This window comes from Acidisphaera sp. S103 (assembly GCF_009765975.1).
Classification (GTDB): domain Bacteria; phylum Pseudomonadota; class Alphaproteobacteria; order Acetobacterales; family Acetobacteraceae; genus Rhodopila.
Genome location: NZ_LMUJ01000054.1, coordinates 349,030 through 368,907, shown reverse-complemented (window position 1 = coordinate 368,907; position 19,878 = coordinate 349,030). Strand labels below are relative to the sequence as shown.

Annotated in this window: 18 protein-coding genes and 1 pseudogene; 6 read left to right on the top strand and 13 right to left on the bottom strand. The window is 62.5% G+C overall.

The window, feature by feature from the left end:
* Positions 1-113: 113 nt before the first annotated feature.
* Positions 114-392: a hypothetical protein gene (locus GSQ89_RS18005; protein WP_216856236.1), complete on the top strand. Its 279-nt coding sequence runs from the start codon at positions 114-116 to the stop codon at positions 390-392.
* Positions 393-660: 268 nt separating this feature from the next.
* Here GSQ89_RS18005 and GSQ89_RS18000 read toward each other — a convergent pair whose 3' ends face one another.
* From GSQ89_RS18000 to GSQ89_RS17965, 8 genes are all read right to left on the bottom strand, one after another.
* Complete coding sequence (locus GSQ89_RS18000; protein ID WP_158927661.1) at positions 661-1,170, bottom strand: NADH-quinone oxidoreductase subunit B family protein; 510 nt, start codon at positions 1,168-1,170, stop codon at positions 661-663.
* A 9-nt stretch (positions 1,171-1,179) separates the two neighbouring features.
* A complete protein-coding gene (locus tag GSQ89_RS17995; RefSeq protein WP_158927659.1) occupies positions 1,180-2,721 on the bottom strand; it encodes an NADH-quinone oxidoreductase subunit C in 1,542 nt (513 codons plus the stop codon).
* Positions 2,718-4,166: a hydrogenase 4 subunit F gene (locus GSQ89_RS17990; protein ID WP_158927657.1), complete on the bottom strand. Its 1,449-nt coding sequence runs from the start codon at positions 4,164-4,166 to the stop codon at positions 2,718-2,720. Before GSQ89_RS17990 ends, GSQ89_RS17995 begins: the two co-directional genes overlap by 4 nt.
* A complete protein-coding gene (locus GSQ89_RS17985; protein WP_158927655.1) occupies positions 4,163-4,831 on the bottom strand; it encodes a hydrogenase-4 component E in 669 nt (222 codons plus the stop codon). Before GSQ89_RS17985 ends, GSQ89_RS17990 begins: the two co-directional genes overlap by 4 nt.
* Entirely contained in the window at positions 4,831-5,745 is a 915-nt protein-coding gene (locus GSQ89_RS17980; RefSeq protein ID WP_371734269.1) for a respiratory chain complex I subunit 1 family protein, read from the bottom strand. The genes GSQ89_RS17985 and GSQ89_RS17980 overlap by 1 nt, the downstream gene beginning before the upstream one ends.
* 29 nt (positions 5,746-5,774) lie before the next feature.
* On the bottom strand, positions 5,775-7,772 hold the full coding sequence (gene hyfB / locus GSQ89_RS17975; protein WP_158927651.1) for a hydrogenase 4 subunit B: 1,998 nt from the start codon (positions 7,770-7,772) through the stop codon (positions 5,775-5,777).
* 51 nt (positions 7,773-7,823) lie between these two features.
* Positions 7,824-8,069, bottom strand: coding sequence for a helix-turn-helix transcriptional regulator (locus tag GSQ89_RS17970; RefSeq protein WP_158927765.1), 246 nt, complete (start codon positions 8,067-8,069; stop codon positions 7,824-7,826).
* Between the two features lie 361 nt (positions 8,070-8,430).
* The gene (locus tag GSQ89_RS17965; protein WP_158927649.1) at positions 8,431-9,381 is read right to left on the bottom strand and encodes a site-specific integrase; all 951 of its coding nucleotides are present in this window, start codon (positions 9,379-9,381) and stop codon (positions 8,431-8,433) included.
* Positions 9,382-9,602: 221 nt separating this feature from the next.
* Between GSQ89_RS17965 and GSQ89_RS40175 the strand changes: the two genes are divergently transcribed.
* Positions 9,603-9,731, top strand: a complete 129-nt coding sequence (locus GSQ89_RS40175; RefSeq protein ID WP_158927647.1) for a transposase domain-containing protein — start codon at positions 9,603-9,605, stop codon at positions 9,729-9,731.
* 221 nt (positions 9,732-9,952) lie between these two features.
* On the opposite strand, the gene GSQ89_RS17955 is transcribed toward GSQ89_RS40175, so the two are convergent.
* The 4 genes from GSQ89_RS17955 to GSQ89_RS17940 all read right to left on the bottom strand — a co-directional run bounded on the left by GSQ89_RS17955 (position 9,953) and on the right by GSQ89_RS17940 (position 13,781).
* Positions 9,953-10,654: a helix-turn-helix domain-containing protein gene (locus GSQ89_RS17955; RefSeq protein WP_158927645.1), complete on the bottom strand. Its 702-nt coding sequence runs from the start codon at positions 10,652-10,654 to the stop codon at positions 9,953-9,955.
* A gap of 111 nt (positions 10,655-10,765) precedes the next feature.
* Positions 10,766-11,254, bottom strand: coding sequence for a response regulator transcription factor (locus tag GSQ89_RS17950; protein ID WP_216856235.1), 489 nt, complete (start codon positions 11,252-11,254; stop codon positions 10,766-10,768).
* A 21-nt stretch (positions 11,255-11,275) separates the two neighbouring features.
* Positions 11,276-11,896, bottom strand: coding sequence for a response regulator FixJ (fixJ, locus tag GSQ89_RS17945; protein WP_158927643.1), 621 nt, complete (start codon positions 11,894-11,896; stop codon positions 11,276-11,278).
* Complete coding sequence (locus tag GSQ89_RS17940) at positions 11,886-13,781, bottom strand: PAS domain-containing sensor histidine kinase (RefSeq protein WP_158927641.1); 1,896 nt, start codon at positions 13,779-13,781, stop codon at positions 11,886-11,888. Before GSQ89_RS17940 ends, fixJ begins: the two co-directional genes overlap by 11 nt.
* Before the next feature lie 389 nt (positions 13,782-14,170).
* Between GSQ89_RS17940 and GSQ89_RS17935 the strand changes: the two genes are divergently transcribed.
* From GSQ89_RS17935 to fabI, 4 genes and pseudogenes are all read left to right on the top strand, one after another.
* Complete coding sequence (locus GSQ89_RS17935) at positions 14,171-15,943, top strand: alpha/beta hydrolase (protein WP_158927639.1); 1,773 nt, start codon at positions 14,171-14,173, stop codon at positions 15,941-15,943.
* Between the two features lie 36 nt (positions 15,944-15,979).
* Positions 15,980-17,377 (top strand): annotated as a pseudogene (locus GSQ89_RS17930) (bifunctional enoyl-CoA hydratase/phosphate acetyltransferase).
* Positions 17,377-18,594: an acetate/propionate family kinase gene (locus tag GSQ89_RS17925; protein ID WP_158927637.1), complete on the top strand. Its 1,218-nt coding sequence runs from the start codon at positions 17,377-17,379 to the stop codon at positions 18,592-18,594. Before GSQ89_RS17930 ends, GSQ89_RS17925 begins: the two are co-directional and overlap by 1 nt.
* The gene (gene fabI, locus GSQ89_RS17920; RefSeq protein ID WP_158927635.1) at positions 18,591-19,388 is read left to right on the top strand and encodes an enoyl-ACP reductase FabI; all 798 of its coding nucleotides are present in this window, start codon (positions 18,591-18,593) and stop codon (positions 19,386-19,388) included. Before GSQ89_RS17925 ends, fabI begins: the two co-directional genes overlap by 4 nt.
* Positions 19,389-19,591: 203 nt before the next feature.
* Here the strand turns inward: fabI and GSQ89_RS17915 are convergent.
* A partial coding sequence (locus GSQ89_RS17915; RefSeq protein WP_174254891.1) for an NnrS family protein occupies positions 19,592-19,878 on the bottom strand: 287 nt, incomplete at its 5' end.

The window sequence follows — 19,878 nt, the reverse complement described above, 5'->3', positions numbered from 1 at the left end:
CGTTCCGGAAGATTTCCCTTGCTTCTGAGGGGGCGTCCACAGATGTCGCAAACTTGGCTGGCCGATCTGCCTGGTGTACGTTTGTCAGCAACGGCTTCGGCGGCGAGCGTGTGATGATCGAGTTCAAGGGCAGTCACTTTGAACGGGACGTGATCCTGTTGGCGATCCGCTGGTATGTGGCGTACCCGATCAGCTATCGTCAGCTCGAGGAAATGATGGAGGAGCACGGCGTCGAGGTGGACCACGCCACGCTCAATCGCTGGGTCCTCAAGTATGTCCCGCTGTTGGAGCAGGAATTCCGCGCCCGCAAGCGCCCGGTGGGGACTTTGGTGCATGAAACCGCCGCCGGCGGCGGTTTCATGCACCAAAGTCCACATTCATGGCCAATATGAATTGCAGCTTGCATCGGATTGTTTTGAGGTCGGCAGCTGTTGGTGTCGTTATCGCGCTTGGATGGGGGCTGCTTTATGCAACCTTGGGCGTCACAATGCTATCCACCATTTTGGGTGTATTAATCGCAGGGCTTGCGAGCAGATTCTTGTAGTCCCCATTGCTGCGAAATCCAGGCAGCCCCTGAAGCTGACCCCTATTTCAACTTGATTCCGGAACCTCGTGACTGCAACCTGCGAGGAGCAGGACTTTCAACTGTCGGAATGGAAATCACGAAGCCACAAGCGCCAGAAGTCCCTCCAGCAACTGGGTTGGCGATGGCGGACACCCGGCAATGCGAAGGTCGACGGGGAGCACGGCCGCCGCGCCACGCTCACACGCATAGCTGCCGGCATAAAGTCCGCCACAGGCCGCACAGTCGCCGACGGCGACGACCCATTTCGGTGCCGGCATCGCGTCGTAGGTACGCAGGAGCGCCTCACGCATGTTCTTCGTCACAGGGCCGGTGACGAGCAGCACATCCGCATGGCGTGGCGAGGCGACGAAGCGCAATCCGAAACGTTCGAGATCGTAATAAGGATTGCTCAGGGCATTGAGTTCGAGCTCGCAGGCGTTGCACGAACCCGCATCGACGAGCCGCAGGGACAGTCCGCGGCCAAGCCGGCGGCGCGCCTTGACGTCCAGTTCCGCGGCCATGCGGGCGATTTCCGGATCGGCTGGAGCCGCCAGTTTTTCGGTGAAGGGCCGGCGGGTGAAACTCTCGAACAGTGTCCTGCGCATTGGCCGCTTTCAGAGATCGTGCCCGGAATAGGAGCAGTTGAAAGATTTATTGCAGATCGGAAAATCGGCGACGATGTTGCCTTCGATCGCGGCCTCCAGCAGCGGCCACTGGAACCAGGACGGATCGCGCAGGTGGCAGCGTTCGATGCGGCCGGCGGCGTCGATGCGAACCCAGGCAAGGATGTCGCCGCGGAAGCCTTCGACGATCGCCATGCCCTCGGCTGGCGGGTTCGCGGGGTCGATGGCGTTCTCCGTCCGGATCGGGCCATCAGGTAATGTGACAAGGATCTGCTCGATCAGCCGGATGGACTGCTCTACCTCGCGGACGCGGATCCACAGACGGGCATTCACATCGCCTTCCTGGAGCACGGGGATTTCGAATTCGAGTTCGTCATAGGGGGCATAGCCAGGCCAGCGCCGCGCGTCGCATAGCCGGCCCGAAGCGCGACCGATATAGCCGCCGGCCCCGAATTGGGCGGCGAGCGCCGGTTTCAGCACGCCGGTGCCGACCGTCCGGTCCTGCAACGATGCGGTCTTGTCGTAGAGGTCGATGAGCCGCTGAAAGCGACGGCGGATGTCCCCGGTGAGACCGACGATGCGTGCTGACCCCGCCGCGTCGAGATCGGTGGTGACGCCGCCTGGGACGACGCGATCCATCATCAGCCGGTGCCCGAAGCAGGCAGCGGCCTGCCGCAGCACGGATTCCCGCAGCACCGAACAATGGGCCAGCATGATGGCGAATCCGCCATCGTTGCAGATCGCCCCGACATCGCCGAGATGGTTCGCGAGGCGCTCCAGCTCCGCCATCAGTGCGCGCAGCCGGACGGCCCGCGTTGGCGGCGACCAGCCGAGGGCGGCCTCAACCGCGTGCGCGAATGCCAGACCGTAGGCGACCGTCGAATCGCCGGAGCAGCGGGACGCCAATCGCGCTGCCCGCTGCAGATCGGCGCCTTGCAGAAGAGCCTCGACGCCTTTGTGGGTGTAGCCGAGACGTTCCTCGAGCCGCACCACGGTCTCGCCATCGGCGCTGATGCGGAAATGACCGGGCTCGATGATGCCGGCATGAACCGGCCCGACCGGGAGCTGATGAATGTCCTCCCCGTCGACGGGGAGAAATCCGTACTCCTCGGCTGGCTGAGCGTCGTTTTGCTGCGCCGCAAGCGGGGCATGCACGCCCCACTTCCCGTGATCGAGCCAGGGGCGCATATCCGGCGGGCCGACCGGAACAAGTGCGAACAGATCGGCGACAGCACGCTCTAACCGGATCGCCGGCGGATGTACGCGCCCGACCGACGGATAGCGGCCCTCCGGGCAGGTGAGGCTCAACACCAGGATGAGGCTCGGGTCATTGGTATCTGCGACTGCCATATGAACCACGTGCGATTCACCCCAGAGCCCGAGCAGGGTCAGGGCGCCGCGGCTCAACCGGTCTGCCGCTTTTGCCCAGGCATCGGTCTGGACTTCTATTCTGGGCCAGGGGCGATGCTCGGCAACAATGCGCCCGTTCAACCGGTCGAACGGATCAGGCAAGGATGGATCGCGCGCCGTCATTTGAGCAGACCCGCGACATTCTGAAACCAGGTGACCATGGCTCCAGGCATGTAAAGCCCGCCGACCAGCACCAGGCTCAGATGCGCGAAGATCGGCAGGTAAGAAGCGCGCACCGGTGTCAACGGCCCGGCGGGTTCGCCGAAGGCGATGGAGCCCAGGCGCAGCAGCAGCGCGCCGAACGCGACCAGCAGTCCAAAAGCTGCGAGCGCGGCGAGCGCCGGCGCGCGGGCGAAGGCCGAGGTGATAACCAGAAACTCGCTCATGAAGACGCCGAAGGGCGGCAACCCCGCGATCGCGGCGACGCCGGCGACGAGCGTCCAGCCGAGGAGGGGGTGACTGCTCGTCAGTCCACGGATATCGGCGATCTTCTGGGTGCCCTTCACCTGCGCGACATGCCCGACCGAGAAGAAGATGGCCGATTTGGTCAGGCTGTGCATGGTCATCTGTAGAAGACCAGCGAAATTGCCGAGCGGGCCGCCCATCCCGAAGGCGAAGACGATGATCCCCATGTGCTCGATCGATGAATAGGCGAACATGCGTTTGATGTCGCGGCGCCGGCACAGCATGAAGGCGGCGAAGATCAGTGAGCCGAGACCGAGCGTGATCATCAGAGGTCCGACCGCGATCGTTCCGGGATTTGCCGCGACGATCATCTTGAACCGCAGCAACGCGTAGAGCGCCACATTCAGTAGCAATCCAGAGAGCACGGCGGAGACTGGCGTCGGCCCTTCAGCATGGGCGTCCGGCAGCCAGGCATGCATCGGCGCAAGGCCGACCTTGGTGCCGTAGCCAAGCAGGAGAAACACGAACGCTATATTCAGCAACGAAGGGTCGAGCGTGACGGCGTGGCGCAGCAGGTTGGTCCACGCCATCGCGCCCATGCCCTCACCGATGGCCGACACCGCGGCGAGGTAGACAAGGATCGTTCCGAACAGCGCCAGCGCGATGCCGACGCTGCCCAGGATGAAATATTTCCAGGCTGCCTCCAGTGCCTCATGCGTGCGGTAGATACCGACCATCACGATGGTGGAGAGCGTCGCCAGCTCGATGGCGACCCACATCAGGCCGATATTGTTGGCGGTCAGCGCCAGGTCCATGCCGAACATCATCAGCTGGAACATGACGTGGTAGAAACGGAGATAGCCGGGCGTGAGACGTCCCGTCTCCAGTTCATGCCCGATGTAGCTGGCGCTAAAGACGCTCGTCGTGAAACCCACGAAGGCATTCAGGGCGATGAACACTACGTTGAGGTCGTCTGCGAGCAGCAGATCGTCGGCCGGCGGCCGGCTGTGGAAGAGCAGTAGCGCGAAAAGCAGCGCAACGAGGCTGGCAAAGATATTTAGTCGCGCCGACCAGCGATAATCCCGCACAAAGGCAAGCGCCGCGGCCGCGATCAGCGATGTTAGGAGCAGAGCGATGATGGGGCTGAACGCCGGCATGCTCATCGGTGCTCTCCGCGGAAGCGGTCCAGCGCCTGGAGATCGACGGTGTCGAAGCGTTCCCGGATGCGGAACAGGAAGATTCCGATGACGATGAATGCGACCAGGACTGAAAAGGCGACGCTGATTTCGACGACAAGCGGCATACCGCGCGCGCCTGCACCCCCCAAGATCAATCCGTTCTCGATCGACATGAAGCCAATCACCTGGCTGATCGCGTTCCGGCGTGTCACCATCATCAAAAGTCCAAGGAGCACGACCGAGAGCGCAAGGGCCACATCTTCCCGGACCAGAGCGTTGGCACCGGCCGTTACGCGCAGCATCAGATCCATGGACAGAGCGACAAGACCGATGCCTAGCAGCATCGTCATGCCGGTCCCGACGGCGACCTCGACCTCCCGATGCAATTCCATGCGCACGACCATGCGGCGCAGCGCCATCGGGATGACGATGCTCTTGAAGCCAAGCGCGATCACGGCTGTCACGTAGAGATCAGGTTTGTCCTGGATGTGCGCTTGCCATGCGACCGACAGGGCCAGGAGAAGGGAATGTAGGGACAGGACGTTGATCAATGGCAGCAGCCGGTCCTGGTAAAGCATCATGAAGCTGACGAGAACGAGACCGCCGGCGAACATATGGGCGATGTCAAAGGCCAACGGCGACGGCGACATCACATGCCCCCCGACACGAACAGCAGCAACGTGCCCAGCAGGCCAAGCATGAGAGCGACCCCAAGCAGATTGGGCACACGAAACACCCGCATCTTGGCGATGACGGTTTCCAGCGTCGCCAGCAGCAGGCTCGCGGCGGTCACTTTCAGAAGATAGGCGGCAAGGGAGATCGCATGCGCGGATAACCCGGCTCCATCGGTGATCAGTCCGAATGGAAAGAAGATGCAAGCGATGATCGATATATAGAGAAGCAGTTTCAGTGACGCCGCCAGTTCAATCATCGCGAGATGGCGACCGGAATATTCGAGCACCATCGCTTCATGCACCATCGTCACTTCGAGATGGGTGGACGGATTGTCGACCGGGATTCGAGCATTCTCCGCGAGCGCGACGATGATGAGCGCGACGAGCGCCATGGCGAGCGAAACACGCAGGCCCCCGGTGTCTGCCATGAACGCGGCGATGGTCGACAATTGCGTCGACCCGGCGACGAGCGCGACCGTGAACACGACCATGATCATCGCCGGTTCGGCGAGAGCGGCGATCATGATCTCACGGCTGGCGCCGATGCCGCCGAAGCTGGTTCCGGTATCGAGTGCTGCGACGGCCTGGACGAAGCGCGCCGCGCCCAGGAGTGCGACGATGGCGATCAAGTCGCCGGCCCAACTGAACAGAAGGCCTGTCTGGAAGGTCGGGACGAGTGCCGCGGCCACCCAGGTGGCGGCGAAGATCAGGTAGGGTGCGACGCGGAAGAGCCAGGAACTGTTGTCGGCGAGGACGACATCCTTGTTGAACAGACGCCGCAGATCGCGATAAGGCTGAAAGATCGGCGGCCCGATCCGGCGCTGCAGCCGTGCCTTCATCTTGCGGGTCAAGCCGGTCAAGGCCGGGGCAAGCGCCAAAACCAGAAGCATCTGCCCGAATTGGGCTGCGAGTGCAGACGTTATCCCCATAGAGCGAGAACCACCAGGAGGACGATGAGCGCGACGAAGACGAAGCTGAGATACCGGCGGATCGTGAAAAACTGGACGTGATTCAACAGCGTCGCCGACGCGCCGACGGCGCTGGCGACCGGCGCATACATAAAATGCCAAACCGGATCGCGCAGGAATCTTCGCAGGCTCGCCGGTCGCAGATCGCCGGGCGGTGGCATCTCGGCTTGCTCATGTGCCGCGAACGCGACGGTTGCGAACACTCGCCGTATAGGCTGCGCCAGGCTGGTGGCGGAGTATTGAGCGACGACGCCAAGCCCCGGGTAACCGCAATCCCAGAACGGCGCCTTGCGCACCATCCGCGAGGCAAAGCGATGGACCACGACGGCAGCAAAACTGGCGGACACCGCCACAAAGGCGAACAGCAGAAAACCATTATACGAGCTGCGGCTTGCCGATATCGGCACAATGGATAGCCAAGGAATGGCGGCCTGAGGCGGCATCTGCCCGGCCACGAGCACAGTCACGGCCGGTTGAAGCCAGTCGATGACGATCCCGGGAAATAGGCCGGTCAGCAGGCAGAGGGTGGCGCAGGTGAGCATCGCCGCGAGTGACCATCGATCGGCTTCGCGCGCCTCCCCGGCGGCGGTTGTCCTCGGGCGGCCCAGATAAGTGGCTCCGAAGGCACGCACGAAGCAAGCGGCGGCGAGTGCCGCGGCGAGCGCCAGCAGGACGCCGACCGCGGGCACCAGCAGCTTCAATCCCATCCGCGGCAGTTGCGGGCTGACGAGGATGCTCTGGAAGATCAGCCATTCGGAAGCAAAGCCGTTAAACGGCGGCAGTGCCGAAATGGCCATGCTGGCGGCGAGGAAGGCGGCAGACGAGATCGGCATGCGATGGATCAGGCCGCCCAGCCGTTCCATGTCCTGTTCCCCGGTGGCCACGATCACCGAGCCTGCGCCGAAGAATAGGGTGCTCTTGAACAGCATGTGGTTGAGACTGTGGAAAAGCGCGGCGGTCAATGCCAGCGCGGCGGCGCCGGGGAGGCCGCTGGCTTTGAAGGCCAGGGCCAGACCGATCGCGATGAAGATGATGCCGACATTCTCGATGGTGCTGTAGGCGAGCACCCGCTTGAGATCGGTTTCCATCAACGCGTAAAGCACGCCGATCGCGGCCGTCGCGCCGCCGAGCAGGAGGGCCGGCAGGCTCCACCACCAGGCGGGAGCGCCCATCAGATCGAAGGTGACCCGGATGAAGGCGTAGATGGCAACCTTCGTCATCACGCCGCTCATCAGGGCCGAGACATGGCTCGGCGCGGCCGGGTGCGCGAGTGGCAGCCAGACGTGCAATGGGACGAGGCCCGCCTTGGAGCCGGCGCCGACAACCGCCAGGACGAGCGCAAGCCCCGCCAACCCGGGCGAGAGATGGTGTGCGCGAATGGCGTCGAAAGCGTAATCACCGTGCGCGCCGGCCAGCAGCCCGAAGGCGAACAGCAGCGCGAATGTGCCGAAGCTGGCCATGATCAGATAAACGAGTCCTGCATAGGCTGTCTTCGCCGCGTGATGGCGCGCCATGACCAGCGCCCACGAGGCCAACGACATGAGCTCCCAGGCGAACAAAAAGCTGTAGGCGTCGTCGGCGATAACCACGAGGTTCATCGCCGCGAGAAAGGCGGGATAGAACGGCAGCACGCGAGCGGGCTCCGCTTCGTGCCGTCCATAACCTATCGCATAGAGAGACGCGCTCGCCGCGCCGAAATTGACGATGGCGAGAAAGGCGTACGCGAGCGGATCGAGCCGGATATGCGCGCCGAGCCAGGGGAGCCCGAGCGGCAGAACCGTTTCGGAATCCGCCTGGCCGATGGACAGGACAGCAGCCGCGCACAGTACCAGCGAGATTGCGAGGCAAGCGCTGTAGACGGCCGCGGTAGCGGCGCGATGACGGAGCAGGGGGAGCGATAGCGCCGACACCGCCAGCAGTCCCGCGACACATGCCAGCACGATGGGCATCAGCGGCCTCTTGGCCCGTGGGCATATGTGGCTTCGTCCATGTCGTTTGCCTCAGCCTTTCAGCCGGACACCTCGGCCTCCGCCCGAACTGGTTGCGCCTTCGCCGATCAGTTCGATGCCGGCCGCATCGAGCCCAGCAATCAGCTTCATGAGAGAATCGACATTGCCGCGGATGACGCCTTCGCTGGCCTCCATTCTCTGGATCGTTGGAAGCGATAGCCCGGTCCGCTCAGCGAGGTCGCGTTGGTCCAGCGAAAGCAATGCACGGGCCGCCCGCATCTGCCCAGCAGTGATCATGCCGCTCACTCACTTATCCTACCTAAGACATCTCGATAGATGTAAAATACACCAATGTCAATATTCAGTACGGCTGTTGTGCGTGTTCGCGCAGGTTTTTGAGTTAGGACAGGCCATATGAACGACGCGACAAGGCGTGATCACGACCCGGGGTGGCTATCTTCGCCGCGGTACGGACGCGGGATTATCCAGAGGCCTGTTGAAATTTTCCGACCGGATATGCGAGCCATTCGCAACCCCTTTCAACCTAGCTCAATCACCGTCCCGGTCTGATCATCGGGGCGGCTTCTTACGTTGTAGCGGAGTGAGGTTTCACGGCTGAATCGCTGATTCTGTCGAAGTGCGAACGCATCTCGGTCCGCTAACTCAGAATAGAACTACGAACGCCAAGCGTAGCCGATCTCACGCCCGAGCCGGCGGCCAGCATTCTGATTACTCCGCCCTTTGACCTCATGATGCGGACCTCGTCGTCCACGACTCCAATACGCCGGGCGAGCGCCCTGAGGTAATCGCCAGCGTCCATCCGTGCGCGCTGTCGGCCCTTGGCACGAACGAGCATCTCGCTGGCACGCCAGTCGATATCATCGGGGGTGAGCGTTGCGACCTTGCCGGCCCACAGGCCGAGCTTGGCCAGCATCATCAGAATGGCATAGTCGCGCCGTCCCATAGGGGTTGCCCGGTCGCAACCATCGAGTGTCCTCTGCACCTGGGCGGCGGACAGAAAAGTCGGCAGACTCGCGAGCTTCCATCGTCGGATCGACGGCACGCAATCAGCCAACCCGCGCGGGTTCAGCCCCTGATAGTGGAGGCAACGGAGGAAGGCTCGCAGCGACCAGCACATCGCCTTGCCTGTTCCTGGGCTCCAATCCTGGGCGTGGCGCTCGATGTAGCGGATCACCTCCTCCAGACTGATCTTGCCTAAGTCGTCGTCACCGGCGGGGCACACCTTGTGCAGGAACCTGCGGACTACCGGGAGATGACGAACGATGGACTTCGGGGCCAAGCCGCGCTCTGTCCGCAGATAGGCATCGAACTCGTTGAAGATCCGATCGTGTGAGGTGACGGGCGGCAGCACCGCTGGCGCGATCAACCCCTCCGCGCGCAGTACGGACAGCCACCACTTCAGCGCGGATCGATCGCCAGGTTGAATGGACTGCTTCCCAGCCCGATGCCGGAGGTACCATTCGACCGAGCACTCATCGAGATCGGCCAGCGCGCCGCGACGGCTTGCGATCCAACTCAGAAGCCCGCCGACCACATTGAAACATCGCCAAGTGCCATGGCGAACGAGGCCATCTCCCACGAGAGACATGCCGCGTAGCGCTCGACAAGCTGACCGTGTGGCCCACTCCTGAGACGCTGGAACAGCCGGCTTGTACGCAAATACTCTTCGCACTCCATCTTCCCGTTCTCCGCTATTGAAAGCGGAGGCACAGGACGAACTATGCCGAGCCGATCAAACCCAGATCAGGGCCATTACTCGGGAAAATGAGCCCGTTCGGCATAGTTCGGCGCGCGGCATAATCCGCAAAGTTGAACGGGCTGGATCCCGAGGCCTACATCGCCGCCGTCGTTGATCGCATGGCAAAGGGCCACAACAGCAAAGCGCTCGACACTCTGTTGCCGTGGAATTTCGAACCAGCAGAACCCAAAACACCATGACACGGCAAACAAGGTGGGACTGAGCTTACGCTTACGAGAGTGGGCACTTGGTGGCGTTACGCGCGATCTGCTGCTCCGAGCAGATCGTTGTTCGCTCGTATCGCATTGATGGCGGCACTTCCTGATCGGACCCGGTCAGGGACATTCTTTATCTGACGTCATTGACTTATATGGGCTCGATTTGGGTTGGTCCTAATTATTGCCGCGGACCAACGGCCGCGTCAGGAATTCAGAACACGCAGGGCCGCCGGATCCTTCAGACGTATCTGCCGAGCGCTTGATAATTCGATTATGGCCGCTCGCTCCAGATGAGACAGCGTCCGCGACACCGTTTCTATCGTCAGGCCAAGGTAATCGGCGATGTCCTGGCGGGTCATTGCCAAGGAAACGATGACGGCGCCGGGCGAATGTGCTGCCCATTCAACCAGGAACGCGGCGACTTTCTCGATCGCGCTTTTGCGACCGAGCAACAGGGCGTGGTCTTGTGCGCGGGAGAGGGTCCGCATCGCATGGGAAAACAGATGGCGGGACAAATCGGCGTCGGTCGATGCGGCGGTCTCCAGACCGCGACGACGGTACGCGACAACGGTGCAGTCGCAGACCGCCTGGGCGCAGAAAGCATGCTCGGCGTCAGCTTCAACCCCGAATACGTCGCCGACGATATGGAAGGAGTCGATCTGCCGCCGGCCGTCGGCGAGAAACTTACAAGTGCGCACCACGCCTGAGACGACCTTGAAGAACGTCAAGGCGTCATCACCTTCGCCGTAAATCTCCTGATCCTGGGCGAAGTGCATCACCGTCCCAGTCGAGGCCAAGCCGCTTTCCCACTCCGATCCATTCTCGACCGGCTCTCTGATCCAGGGTGTGCGCGCCAACATCGCAAGGGCGGGTTGGCTCGTGGAAATCGCAGATGGGGGAAACATCAGGCTATCCTTCGGATCGGGAACACTCCTTCTCTACCGGGACAGCGCGACGTGATATTGTGTTAGGTCCTACGAGATTCTACGTACGCCATGGCCACGCTCGTCTTCGCGCTAAATTGGATTAACCACATCCGCCGGCGATAGGCGCCCTGCGAGGATATCGTGGATCCTATCCACCAATGCACCGTCCAGAAGAGGTTTTTCGAGAACGTGCCGGACGCCGGCGGTGGCAGCGCGGCGGCAGAGGCTTTCGGTGGCATGCGCTGTCATGAGAATCACCGGGGCCGTCACTTTCCCGGCCGCCAGATGGGCGAGAATGTCGAAGCCGTCCATCAATGGCATCTTGTGGTCGAGGATGATACACCGTGCCATGCGCAGCACGGGGTGCGCCAACAGTTCCGCGCCGTTGGCAAAGACGAAGACCGCCAACCCCTCGATTTGCAAGGCGAATTTGAGAGACTCCCGTACCGCGAGATCGCCATCGACAACAAGGACGATGTTCTGGCTTGGGGTCATGAATTCGGGCTCCGCGGTTCGTCCCGAACCGCACTGGCAGATTACTGATTGTGAAGTTTGTAAGGAAATGGTCACCAGCCGCATTGATTTCGCGCAAAGTGTCGATCAATCCGACGGTGATAATCCCGCTACCAGGGTCATGCGCACAAGTTCGGACAGGCTGGCGGCGGCCATCTTGGTCATGACGTTGGCGCGATGGACCTCGACGGTCCGAGCGCTGAGGCCTAGATCGTAGGCGATGGTTTTGTTCGGGTGCCCCGCCATAAGGCCCGCCAACACTTCACGCTCTCGAGGGGAAAGGGTACGTAGCCTGGTCTGGATCTGGGCGACCTCGATCTCGCGGAGCCCGGTCTTATCGTAATGATCGAGGGCAACGCGGATGGCAGACAGCAGCACCTCGTCATCGAACGGTTTTTCGATGAAGTCGATGGCGCCGGCCTTCATCGCCTCGACCGCCAGAGGGACGTCTGCGTGTCCGGTCATGATCACGATCGGAAAGTTCACACGCAAGCCATTCAGGCGCCGTTGCAGCTCCAGGCCGTCAATGCCCGGCATCCGAATGTCGGTCACGATACATCCCGGCTGCAACGTGGATAGTACCTCCAGGAATGCGGTGGCCGACTCGTGCGCGCGCACGGCGAATCCCGCGGTGGTCAACAGAAAGGCCACCGCGTGGCGTACCCCATCATCGTCGTCGATGAGATGTACAACGGCATTATTGGCCATCACCGATGCCCTCCGCGCCAGTTGTCTTCAGTGATAGGCGAAACGCGGTTCCGCCGTTCGGATTAGGCTCCGCCCAGATGCGTCCGCCGTGGGCCTCGACGATCGTGCGCGAAATGGACAAACCGACCCCCATGCCCGACCGCTTGGTCGTTACGAACGGTTGAAAGAGTTGTTCGGCAATGCCGGGTTCGATGCCAGTGCCGGTATCCGTCACACTGACCTCGACCGTTTCGTCGTCTATTTTTCGCGTCGCCACGACCAGTTGCCGCACCGCCGTATCCTGCATCGATTCAACCGCATTGCGGATCAGATTGAACAAGACCTGCTGTATCTGAACCTTGTCCGCCAGGACAAACCCGACGCGCGGATCGAAGTCGAATCGGGTCCGGACGCCGGTCTCCTTGATGCCGATCAGGGCGAGAGCGCTTGCTTCCTCGATCAGCTTGGCGAGGTTTTCGACATGCCGTTCAGTCTCACCCCGCGCCACGAAGTCGCGCAGGCGGCGGATGATCTGTCCAGCCCGCAATGCCTGTTCGGCCGCACGCTCGATGGCATCGCGCACCGCCGGCATGTCGTGGCTTTGTTCGGCATCGAGCAGCCGCTTGCAGCCCTTCAGGTAGCTGGCAACGGCCGTCAGAGGCTGATTGAGTTCATGCGCCAGGGTCGATGCCATTTCACCCAAGGCGGTGAACCGCGACATGTGGATGACGCCGGCCTGCAACTCCTGAAGCCGCTGCTGCGTCTCCTGCCGTTCGGTCAGATCGCGGACGAAGCCGGTGAAGAAGCGCCGCTCGCCCAGACGCATTTCCCCTACGGAAAGTTCCATTGGGAAGGTGGAGCCGTCCTTGCGCTGTCCGACCACGAGCCGGCCGATGCCGATGATCCGGCGTTCGCCGGTCGACAAATAGCGGGACAGGTAGCTGTCATGCTGTTCTTTGTAGGGGCCGGGCATCAGGATACGAACGTTCTGTCCGATCGCTTCGGTCGCGGTGTAGCCGAACAGGCGGCTGGCGGTCGTGCTGAACGACTGCATGATCCCGTGCGTGTCGATGACGACCATGGCGTCCGGCACCGTATCCAGCACCGACTGCAAGTGTGCCTCCCGCTCCGCAAGCGCGGCGAGCGCCCGTTTGGCACCAGTGATGTCGCGGGCGACTTTGGAAAGGCCGAGAACGCGGCCGGAGTCGTCCAGTACGGGGGAAACCGTGAGCGACACATTGATGACTTCGCCGTCTTTCCGGCGCCGGCGCGTTTCGAAATGATCCACCCGTTCGCCGCGCCGGATCCGGTCGAGAATGGAAGCAGTTTCGTCTTCCTGGCCATGCGGCAGCAGAATGGAGATCGACTTGCCAGTGATGTCCGCGGCGGTATAGCCGAAGACGATTTCGGCGCCCCGGTTCCAATCCGTGACGATACCGTCCAACGTCATTCCCGCAATGGCGTCATCGGAGGACGCAACGATGGCGGCAAGGCGGCTGTTGACCTGCTCCGTGGCTGTTGGCGGGGCGAGATCGATCAGGATGCCGCGCATTTCGACCGAACGCCCGTTTTCGAAGATAGGCCGTCCTCTCATTCGTAACCAATGACCTTGGCCGTCACCCGCCAACGCGCGGAAACCAATGTCGTGCGGCTGTCCGCCATGCAGACTTTTCTGCCATCCCCGATCGACGCGTTCGCGATCGTCCGGATGAAGATGCCTCAGAAACCCGGAGAAATCCGTCGGGGTACTTTCCACGCCCAGCAACGCGCGCGAGCGGCCGAACAGATGGAACCTGTCGCTTGCTACATTCCATCGCCACGTTCCCACTCCGCTTGCATCAATGGCCAGCAGGCGGTCCAGGTCTTCGGCGGTGGAGAACTGTTTATCAGCGATTTGCGCTGCCATGAGATTCCGGTCGGTGGCGGAGGCTGGAGAACCGCCATTATAGCGCGCGCCGTGCCCGATGGCACAAATAGCTTCCCAGTCGCCGGGTTATACCAGCACGTCCTTAGCATCCGGCACAGCGGCGGCTTCCGGGTTGAAGCTGCTGCCGTCCCGCATGGCACGATCTTCCGGTAAGTGTCCGAGGAAAAATAACTGCTCCAGGGGAAACACGGCTGCCCGAGACCGTCATGGCGGGGAGAGGTCGAAGCCCTGCGCTTGACGTTTCGGTTATTCCGCGCCGGATGTAGGAGCGCCGATGCTTCTTTCGTCAGCGACACGTTTGACCCCAATCAAGGCCAACGACCGGGAGAACCGTCAAATCTGCCCCGCCCAGTGAAGGAGCGGTTACCATGGATGGCATAGTCACACGATCGTCGCAGCCAGCGCCAAATCTCGACGCAATGTCTCCAACCGCCGCGTTGGACCCGAACAAAGCATCATTGCGCGATCTCGACCGGGCTTTTCATGCAGCGGAGGCCCGGTTTACCTCGGGCCTGTCACCTGCCGCGCTTTGGTTGGCTTACGCCGATTGGGCGCTTCACCTCACCAACGCGCCGTTCCGACGCATCGAACTTGCCGGCTTGGCAGGGCGGCAGTGGCAACGGATGTTTCAGGCTGCCTGTGGGCGGCATGTCATCGATCCGCAGCCGCAGGATCATCGTTTTCGCAGTCCGGCCTGGCAGCAGCCACCCTACAGTCTGGCCCAACAGGCCTTTCTTCTGGCGGAAGAATGGTGGATGGAAGCCAGCGACGCCGGCAAGGCGGTCAGCCGTCAGAGCGCCCGGATGGTGTCCTTCTCGATGCGGCAACGACTGGATATGTTCTCTCCGTCAAATCTGCCGTGGCTCAATCCGGATGTCATCCAGCGGACCGCGGCTACCGGCGGCCGCAACTTTTCCGCCGGCTTTCGCAACTTCCTGACCGATCTGCATGAAACCACCACGGGCACACCCAGCGGCGGAGCGTTCGAAGTCGGCAAGAACCTGGCGGTCACGCCCGGCAAGGTGGTGTTCCGCAACGAGCTGATCGAACTGATTCAATACACCCCATCCAGCGGCACCGTGCGGCCGGAACCCGTCCTGATCGTTCCGGCCTGGATCATGAAATATTACATTCTCGATTTGTCGGCACATAACTCGCTGATCGGTTATTTGGTGGGGCAGGGCTACACTGTCTTCGCGATCTCCTGGAGGAACCCCGGTCCCGCATTACAGGATACCTCGCTGGACGACTACCGCGAGAAAGGACCGCTGGCCGCACTTGATGTGATAAACGCCATCTGCGGCGACATGCCGGTCCATGCCTGCGGTTACTGCCTTGGCGGCACCCTGCTTGCGATCACGGCGGCGGCGATGGCGCGCGATGGCGACCACCGTCTCGGCAGCGTGACGATGTTCGCCGCGCAAACCGACTTCACGGAAGCCGGCGAATTGCAGATGTTCATCAGCGAAGGCCAACTGGCGTTTCTTGAGGACCAGATGGAAACCGCCGGCACCCTGGACAGCCGGAAAATGGCCGGCGCCTTCCAGATGTTGCGATCGAACGATTTGATCTGGTCGCACATGATCAACAGCTACATGCTGGGTCAGAAGGATCAGAGCAGCGACCTCATGGCCTGGAATGCCGACGGCACCCGCATGCCGGCGCGCATGCACTCGGAATACTTGCGCCATCTGTTTCTGAACAACGACCTGGCCGAGGGCCGCTTCATGGCCAGTGGGCGGCCGATGTCGCTGGCCGACATCCGGGTGCCGTTCTTCGTCGTCGGCACGGAAAGCGACCACATCGCGCCCTGGCACTCGGTCTACAAGATCAATTTGCTGAATCCGAACGAGGTCACCTTCGTCCTGACCTCCGGCGGGCATAATGCCGGGATTGTCAGCGAACCCGGTCATCCGCATCGCCACTTCAGCTTCGGCACCCGGTCCGCCGGCGCGAATTACGCTGGTCCGGACGAATGGGCAGCTATGGCGGAGCGGCGCGATGGGTCCTGGTGGCCGGTCTGGACCGATTGGCTGGACCGGCACAGCGGCGCGATGACGAAGCCGCCGAAAATGGGCGCCGCGGCGGCAGGTTATCCGGTGCTGGCCGAGGCGCCAGGCAGCTATGTTTTGGAGCATTGAAGCACCATGGATTTCAATCCCGCCGCCCACGACCCGATGATCGAGAATCGGACGTTCGACGAAATCGCCATCGGCGAAAGCGCCAGCAGCCAACGCACTCTGACGCAGGAAGACATCGACCTGTTCGCGGTGGTCTCGGGCGATGTGAATCCGGCGCATCTCGATCCCGCCTACGCGGAGACGGATCTGTTCCACAAGATCATCGTTCACGGCATGTGGGGCGGGGCACTGATCTCGGCCCTGTTCGGGACCAGGCTGCCGGGGCCGGGCACCATCTATCTATCGCAGGAACTGCATTTCCGAGCGCCGGTCGGGCTGAGCGACACGATCACCACGACAGTGACCGTTCGGGAGAAAAAGCCGGAGAAGCACCGCATCGTCTTCGACTGCCTGTGCGTCAACCAGACCGGGCAGAAGGTGATCACCGGCACGGCGGAGGTTTAGGCACCCACCGAGAAAGTGTGCCGCCCGCGCGTCGAACTGCCGGAGGTGCGACTGAGTCGGCACCAAAGGTTCCGTGACCTGCTGATCCGCACGGCCGGCCAGCCGCCGATTCCCGTGGCCGTTGCGCATCCTTGCGATGCCCTGTCGTTGGGCGCGGTGATCGAGATGGCCCTGGCTGGGCTGGTCACGCCGATCCTGGTTGGCCCGCAGGCGAAGATCCACGCTGTCGCGGCCGCGGCGAACCTCGATATCGGGGCTTTTCGGATCGTCGATGTGCCGCACAGTCACGCCGCGGCGGCGAAAGCGGTGGCGCTGGTGCGGGCGGGTGAGGCGGAGCTGCTGATGAAAGGCGCGCTGCACACCAATGAGCTGATGCATGAGGTCGTTGCGCGTGATACCGGCCTGCGAACCGAACGGCGGCTGAGTCATGTCTACCTCATGGATGTGCCGTCCTATCCTCGCCCGCTGCTGATCACCGACGCCGCGCTAAATATCGCGCCGACCCTTCAGGAGAAGCGGGACATTATTCAGAATGCCATCGATCTGGCCCATATCATGGGCACCGAAACGCCGCGCGTGGCGATCTTGTCGGCGGTCGAAACGATTGATCCAGCCTTGCGGTCTACGCTGGATGCGGCGGCGTTGTGTAAGATGGCCGATCGCGGACAGATCACCGGCGCGATCGTCGATGGGCCACTGGCGTTCGACAACGCGGTCAGTCCCCAGGCCGCCCGGCAGAAGGGCATCGTGTCCCCCGTCGCCGGTCAGGCCGACATTTTGCTGGTTCCGGATCTGGAGGCGGGGAACATGCTGGCCAAGCAGCTTTCCTTCCTGGCCGGCGCGGATGCGGCCGGCGTGGTGGTGGGCGCGACAGTGCCGATTATCCTGACCAGCCGAGCGGATTCGCAGCGGACGCGGATTGCGTCTTGCGCGGTTGCCGTGCTGATGGTTCGGGCTCGCCGAGCAGCCGCAACGGTGGATGCCGCGTGATGGCCGACGCTGTTCTCGCGCTGAATGCTGGATCATCCAGTATCAAATTCGCCCTGTTCGAAATTCAATCCGGTGCCGCTTCGATTTGCATTGCCAAAGGCCAAGTCGACGGTATCGGCACCGCTCCGCATTTCGTCGCAAAAGATGCCAAAGGACCCGTGATCGGCGAGCGGCATTGGGACGGCGGCGCGAAAACCGATCACGAGGCGCTGCTGGGTGGACTGCTGGCGTGGGTCGATGCCCATCTGGGGGCGGACACGCTGGTCGCGGTGGGTCATCGCGTCGTTCACGGGGGGCGGGATTTCACGGGGCCGGTGCGGCTGAACGCCGAGGTGCTGACTGCGCTGGACGCGTTGACCCCGCTGGCGCCGCTGCATCAGCCGCACAGCCTGTCGCCAGTGCGGGCCATCATGTCCCTGCGCCCAGGTCTGCCGCAGGTCGCCTGCTTCGACACGGCGTTTCACCATACCCTGTCGGCGGTCGTTACGCGTTTCGCGCTGCCCCGCACTTATGGCGAAGAAGGTGTCCGCCGCTATGGATTCCATGGCCTGTCCTACGAGTATATCGCCGGGGCGCTGCGCGAAACGGCGCCCGGTCTTGCGGCGGGTAAAGTGATCGTCGCCCATCTGGGCAATGGCGCCAGTCTCTGCGCGATGGCGAATGGCCGCAGCGTCGATACCACCATGGGCTTCACTGCGCTCGACGGCCTGATGATGGGGACGCGCTGCGGAACGATCGACCCTGGCGTGATCCTGTACATGCTTCAGGAACAGCATCTGGGCGCCGCCGAGATCGAGGACATCCTCTACAAACGCTCCGGGCTTCTCGGTGTGTCCGGAATTTCCAGCGACATGCGCGTTCTGCTCGGTAGCGCCGACATCCACGCCCGCGAGGCTGTCGAACTGTTCGTGTTTCGCATCGCGCGCGAAGCCGCGGCCCTTGCCGGCACGTTGGGAGGGTTGGATGGCTTTGTGTTTACCGCTGGCATCGGGGAACACGCCGCCGAGGTCCGTGAGGCAGTCTGCAAGCGCCTGGCGTGGCTGGGCGTGATCGCCGACCCGGACGCGAATGGTCGCCATGCCGAACGGATCAGTGCCCCCGGCAGCCGTGTCGACGTTCGGGTTATCCCGACCAACGAGGAAGCCATGATCGTCCGGCACACGCTGGAAGTGCTGAAAGCCGCCGGATCAACGTCTTTGGAAGGTAAATCCTCATGACCGAAGCCCTGACCCTGTTGGCGAAGCCGATCATCGATCTGCGTGGCAAGCGTGGCCTGATCATCGGGATTGCCAACGAACACAGCATCGCCACCGGCTGCGCGAATGTGTTCGCGGCCGCGGGCGCGACCCTCGCCGCGACTTTTCTCAATGCCAAGGCCGAACCCTACGTTCGCGCGGTCACCGATACGCTGCCGTGTCCGCTGCTGCTGCCGTGCGACGTACGGGAACCGGGCGCACTGGAAAGCGTGTTCGACCGCATCCGCTCAGAATGGGGCACGTTGGACTTTCTGCTGCACTCGATCGCCTTCGCACCGGTGGCCGATTTGCATGGCCGGGTCACCGACAGTTCGGCCATGGGCTTTGGACTGGCGATGGACGTGTCCTGCCATTCCTTCATCCGCATGGCCCGTCTGGCGGAACCGTTGATGCCGCGGGGCGGATGCCTGTTGGCTGTGACGTTCTATGGATCGGAACGGGTCGTCGAACATTACAACCTGATGGGCCCAGTGAAGGCGGCGCTGGAAAGCAGCGTGCGGTACGTGGCGGCGGAACTGGGGCCGAAGGGCATCCGAGTCCATGCGGTTTCCCCCGGGCCGATCCGCACCCGGGCGGCCAGCGGCATCGACCGGTTCGACGCATTGCTTGAACAGGCGGCGGCGCGCGCGCCGGAACATCATCTGGTCGACATTACCGATGTCGGCGATTTGGCCGCCTTTCTGGTCAGTGATGCGGCCAGGCACATCACCGGGACGATCATTCCCATCGACGGCGGGCAGCATCTTCTCGCCTGACGACTCCAGGACAGAACCAGATCTACATTTGCGGCGGCGATGGTCTGACGCGCCCTGTCCTCTGACATGGATTCAAACCTTTGTAAGCGGGTTAGGCAAAGTTGTTGGGTCGTGCAAAGCGCCATCGATCCAGACCGCGAACGTGATGTCGGGGTGCCGCTGGGTGCGGCCGCACGGGCGCCACAACGGGTTGCGCGGCGCGGTCACCGGGGACGGCGCGGCAGGATAAGCATCGGCCCATAGGAGAGTACGAAGCCAGCGAAAGCGGCGATCCAGAGACAGGCCGAAATGATCAGAAGCGGCATGGTCCAGGTCGTGGCAAACGCGGCTATGACACGCGTGATCGCCGCGAGGATCACAAGGGCGTAGATCAGAACGGTGATCCGACCGGCTGAAAGCGTGCGCCCGACATGGCCGCGGGTGGCTCGTGTCATCACCGCCAGTATCATCGTGCCGATTGCCCCCGCCGTCAGCGTGTGGATGGCCGCAC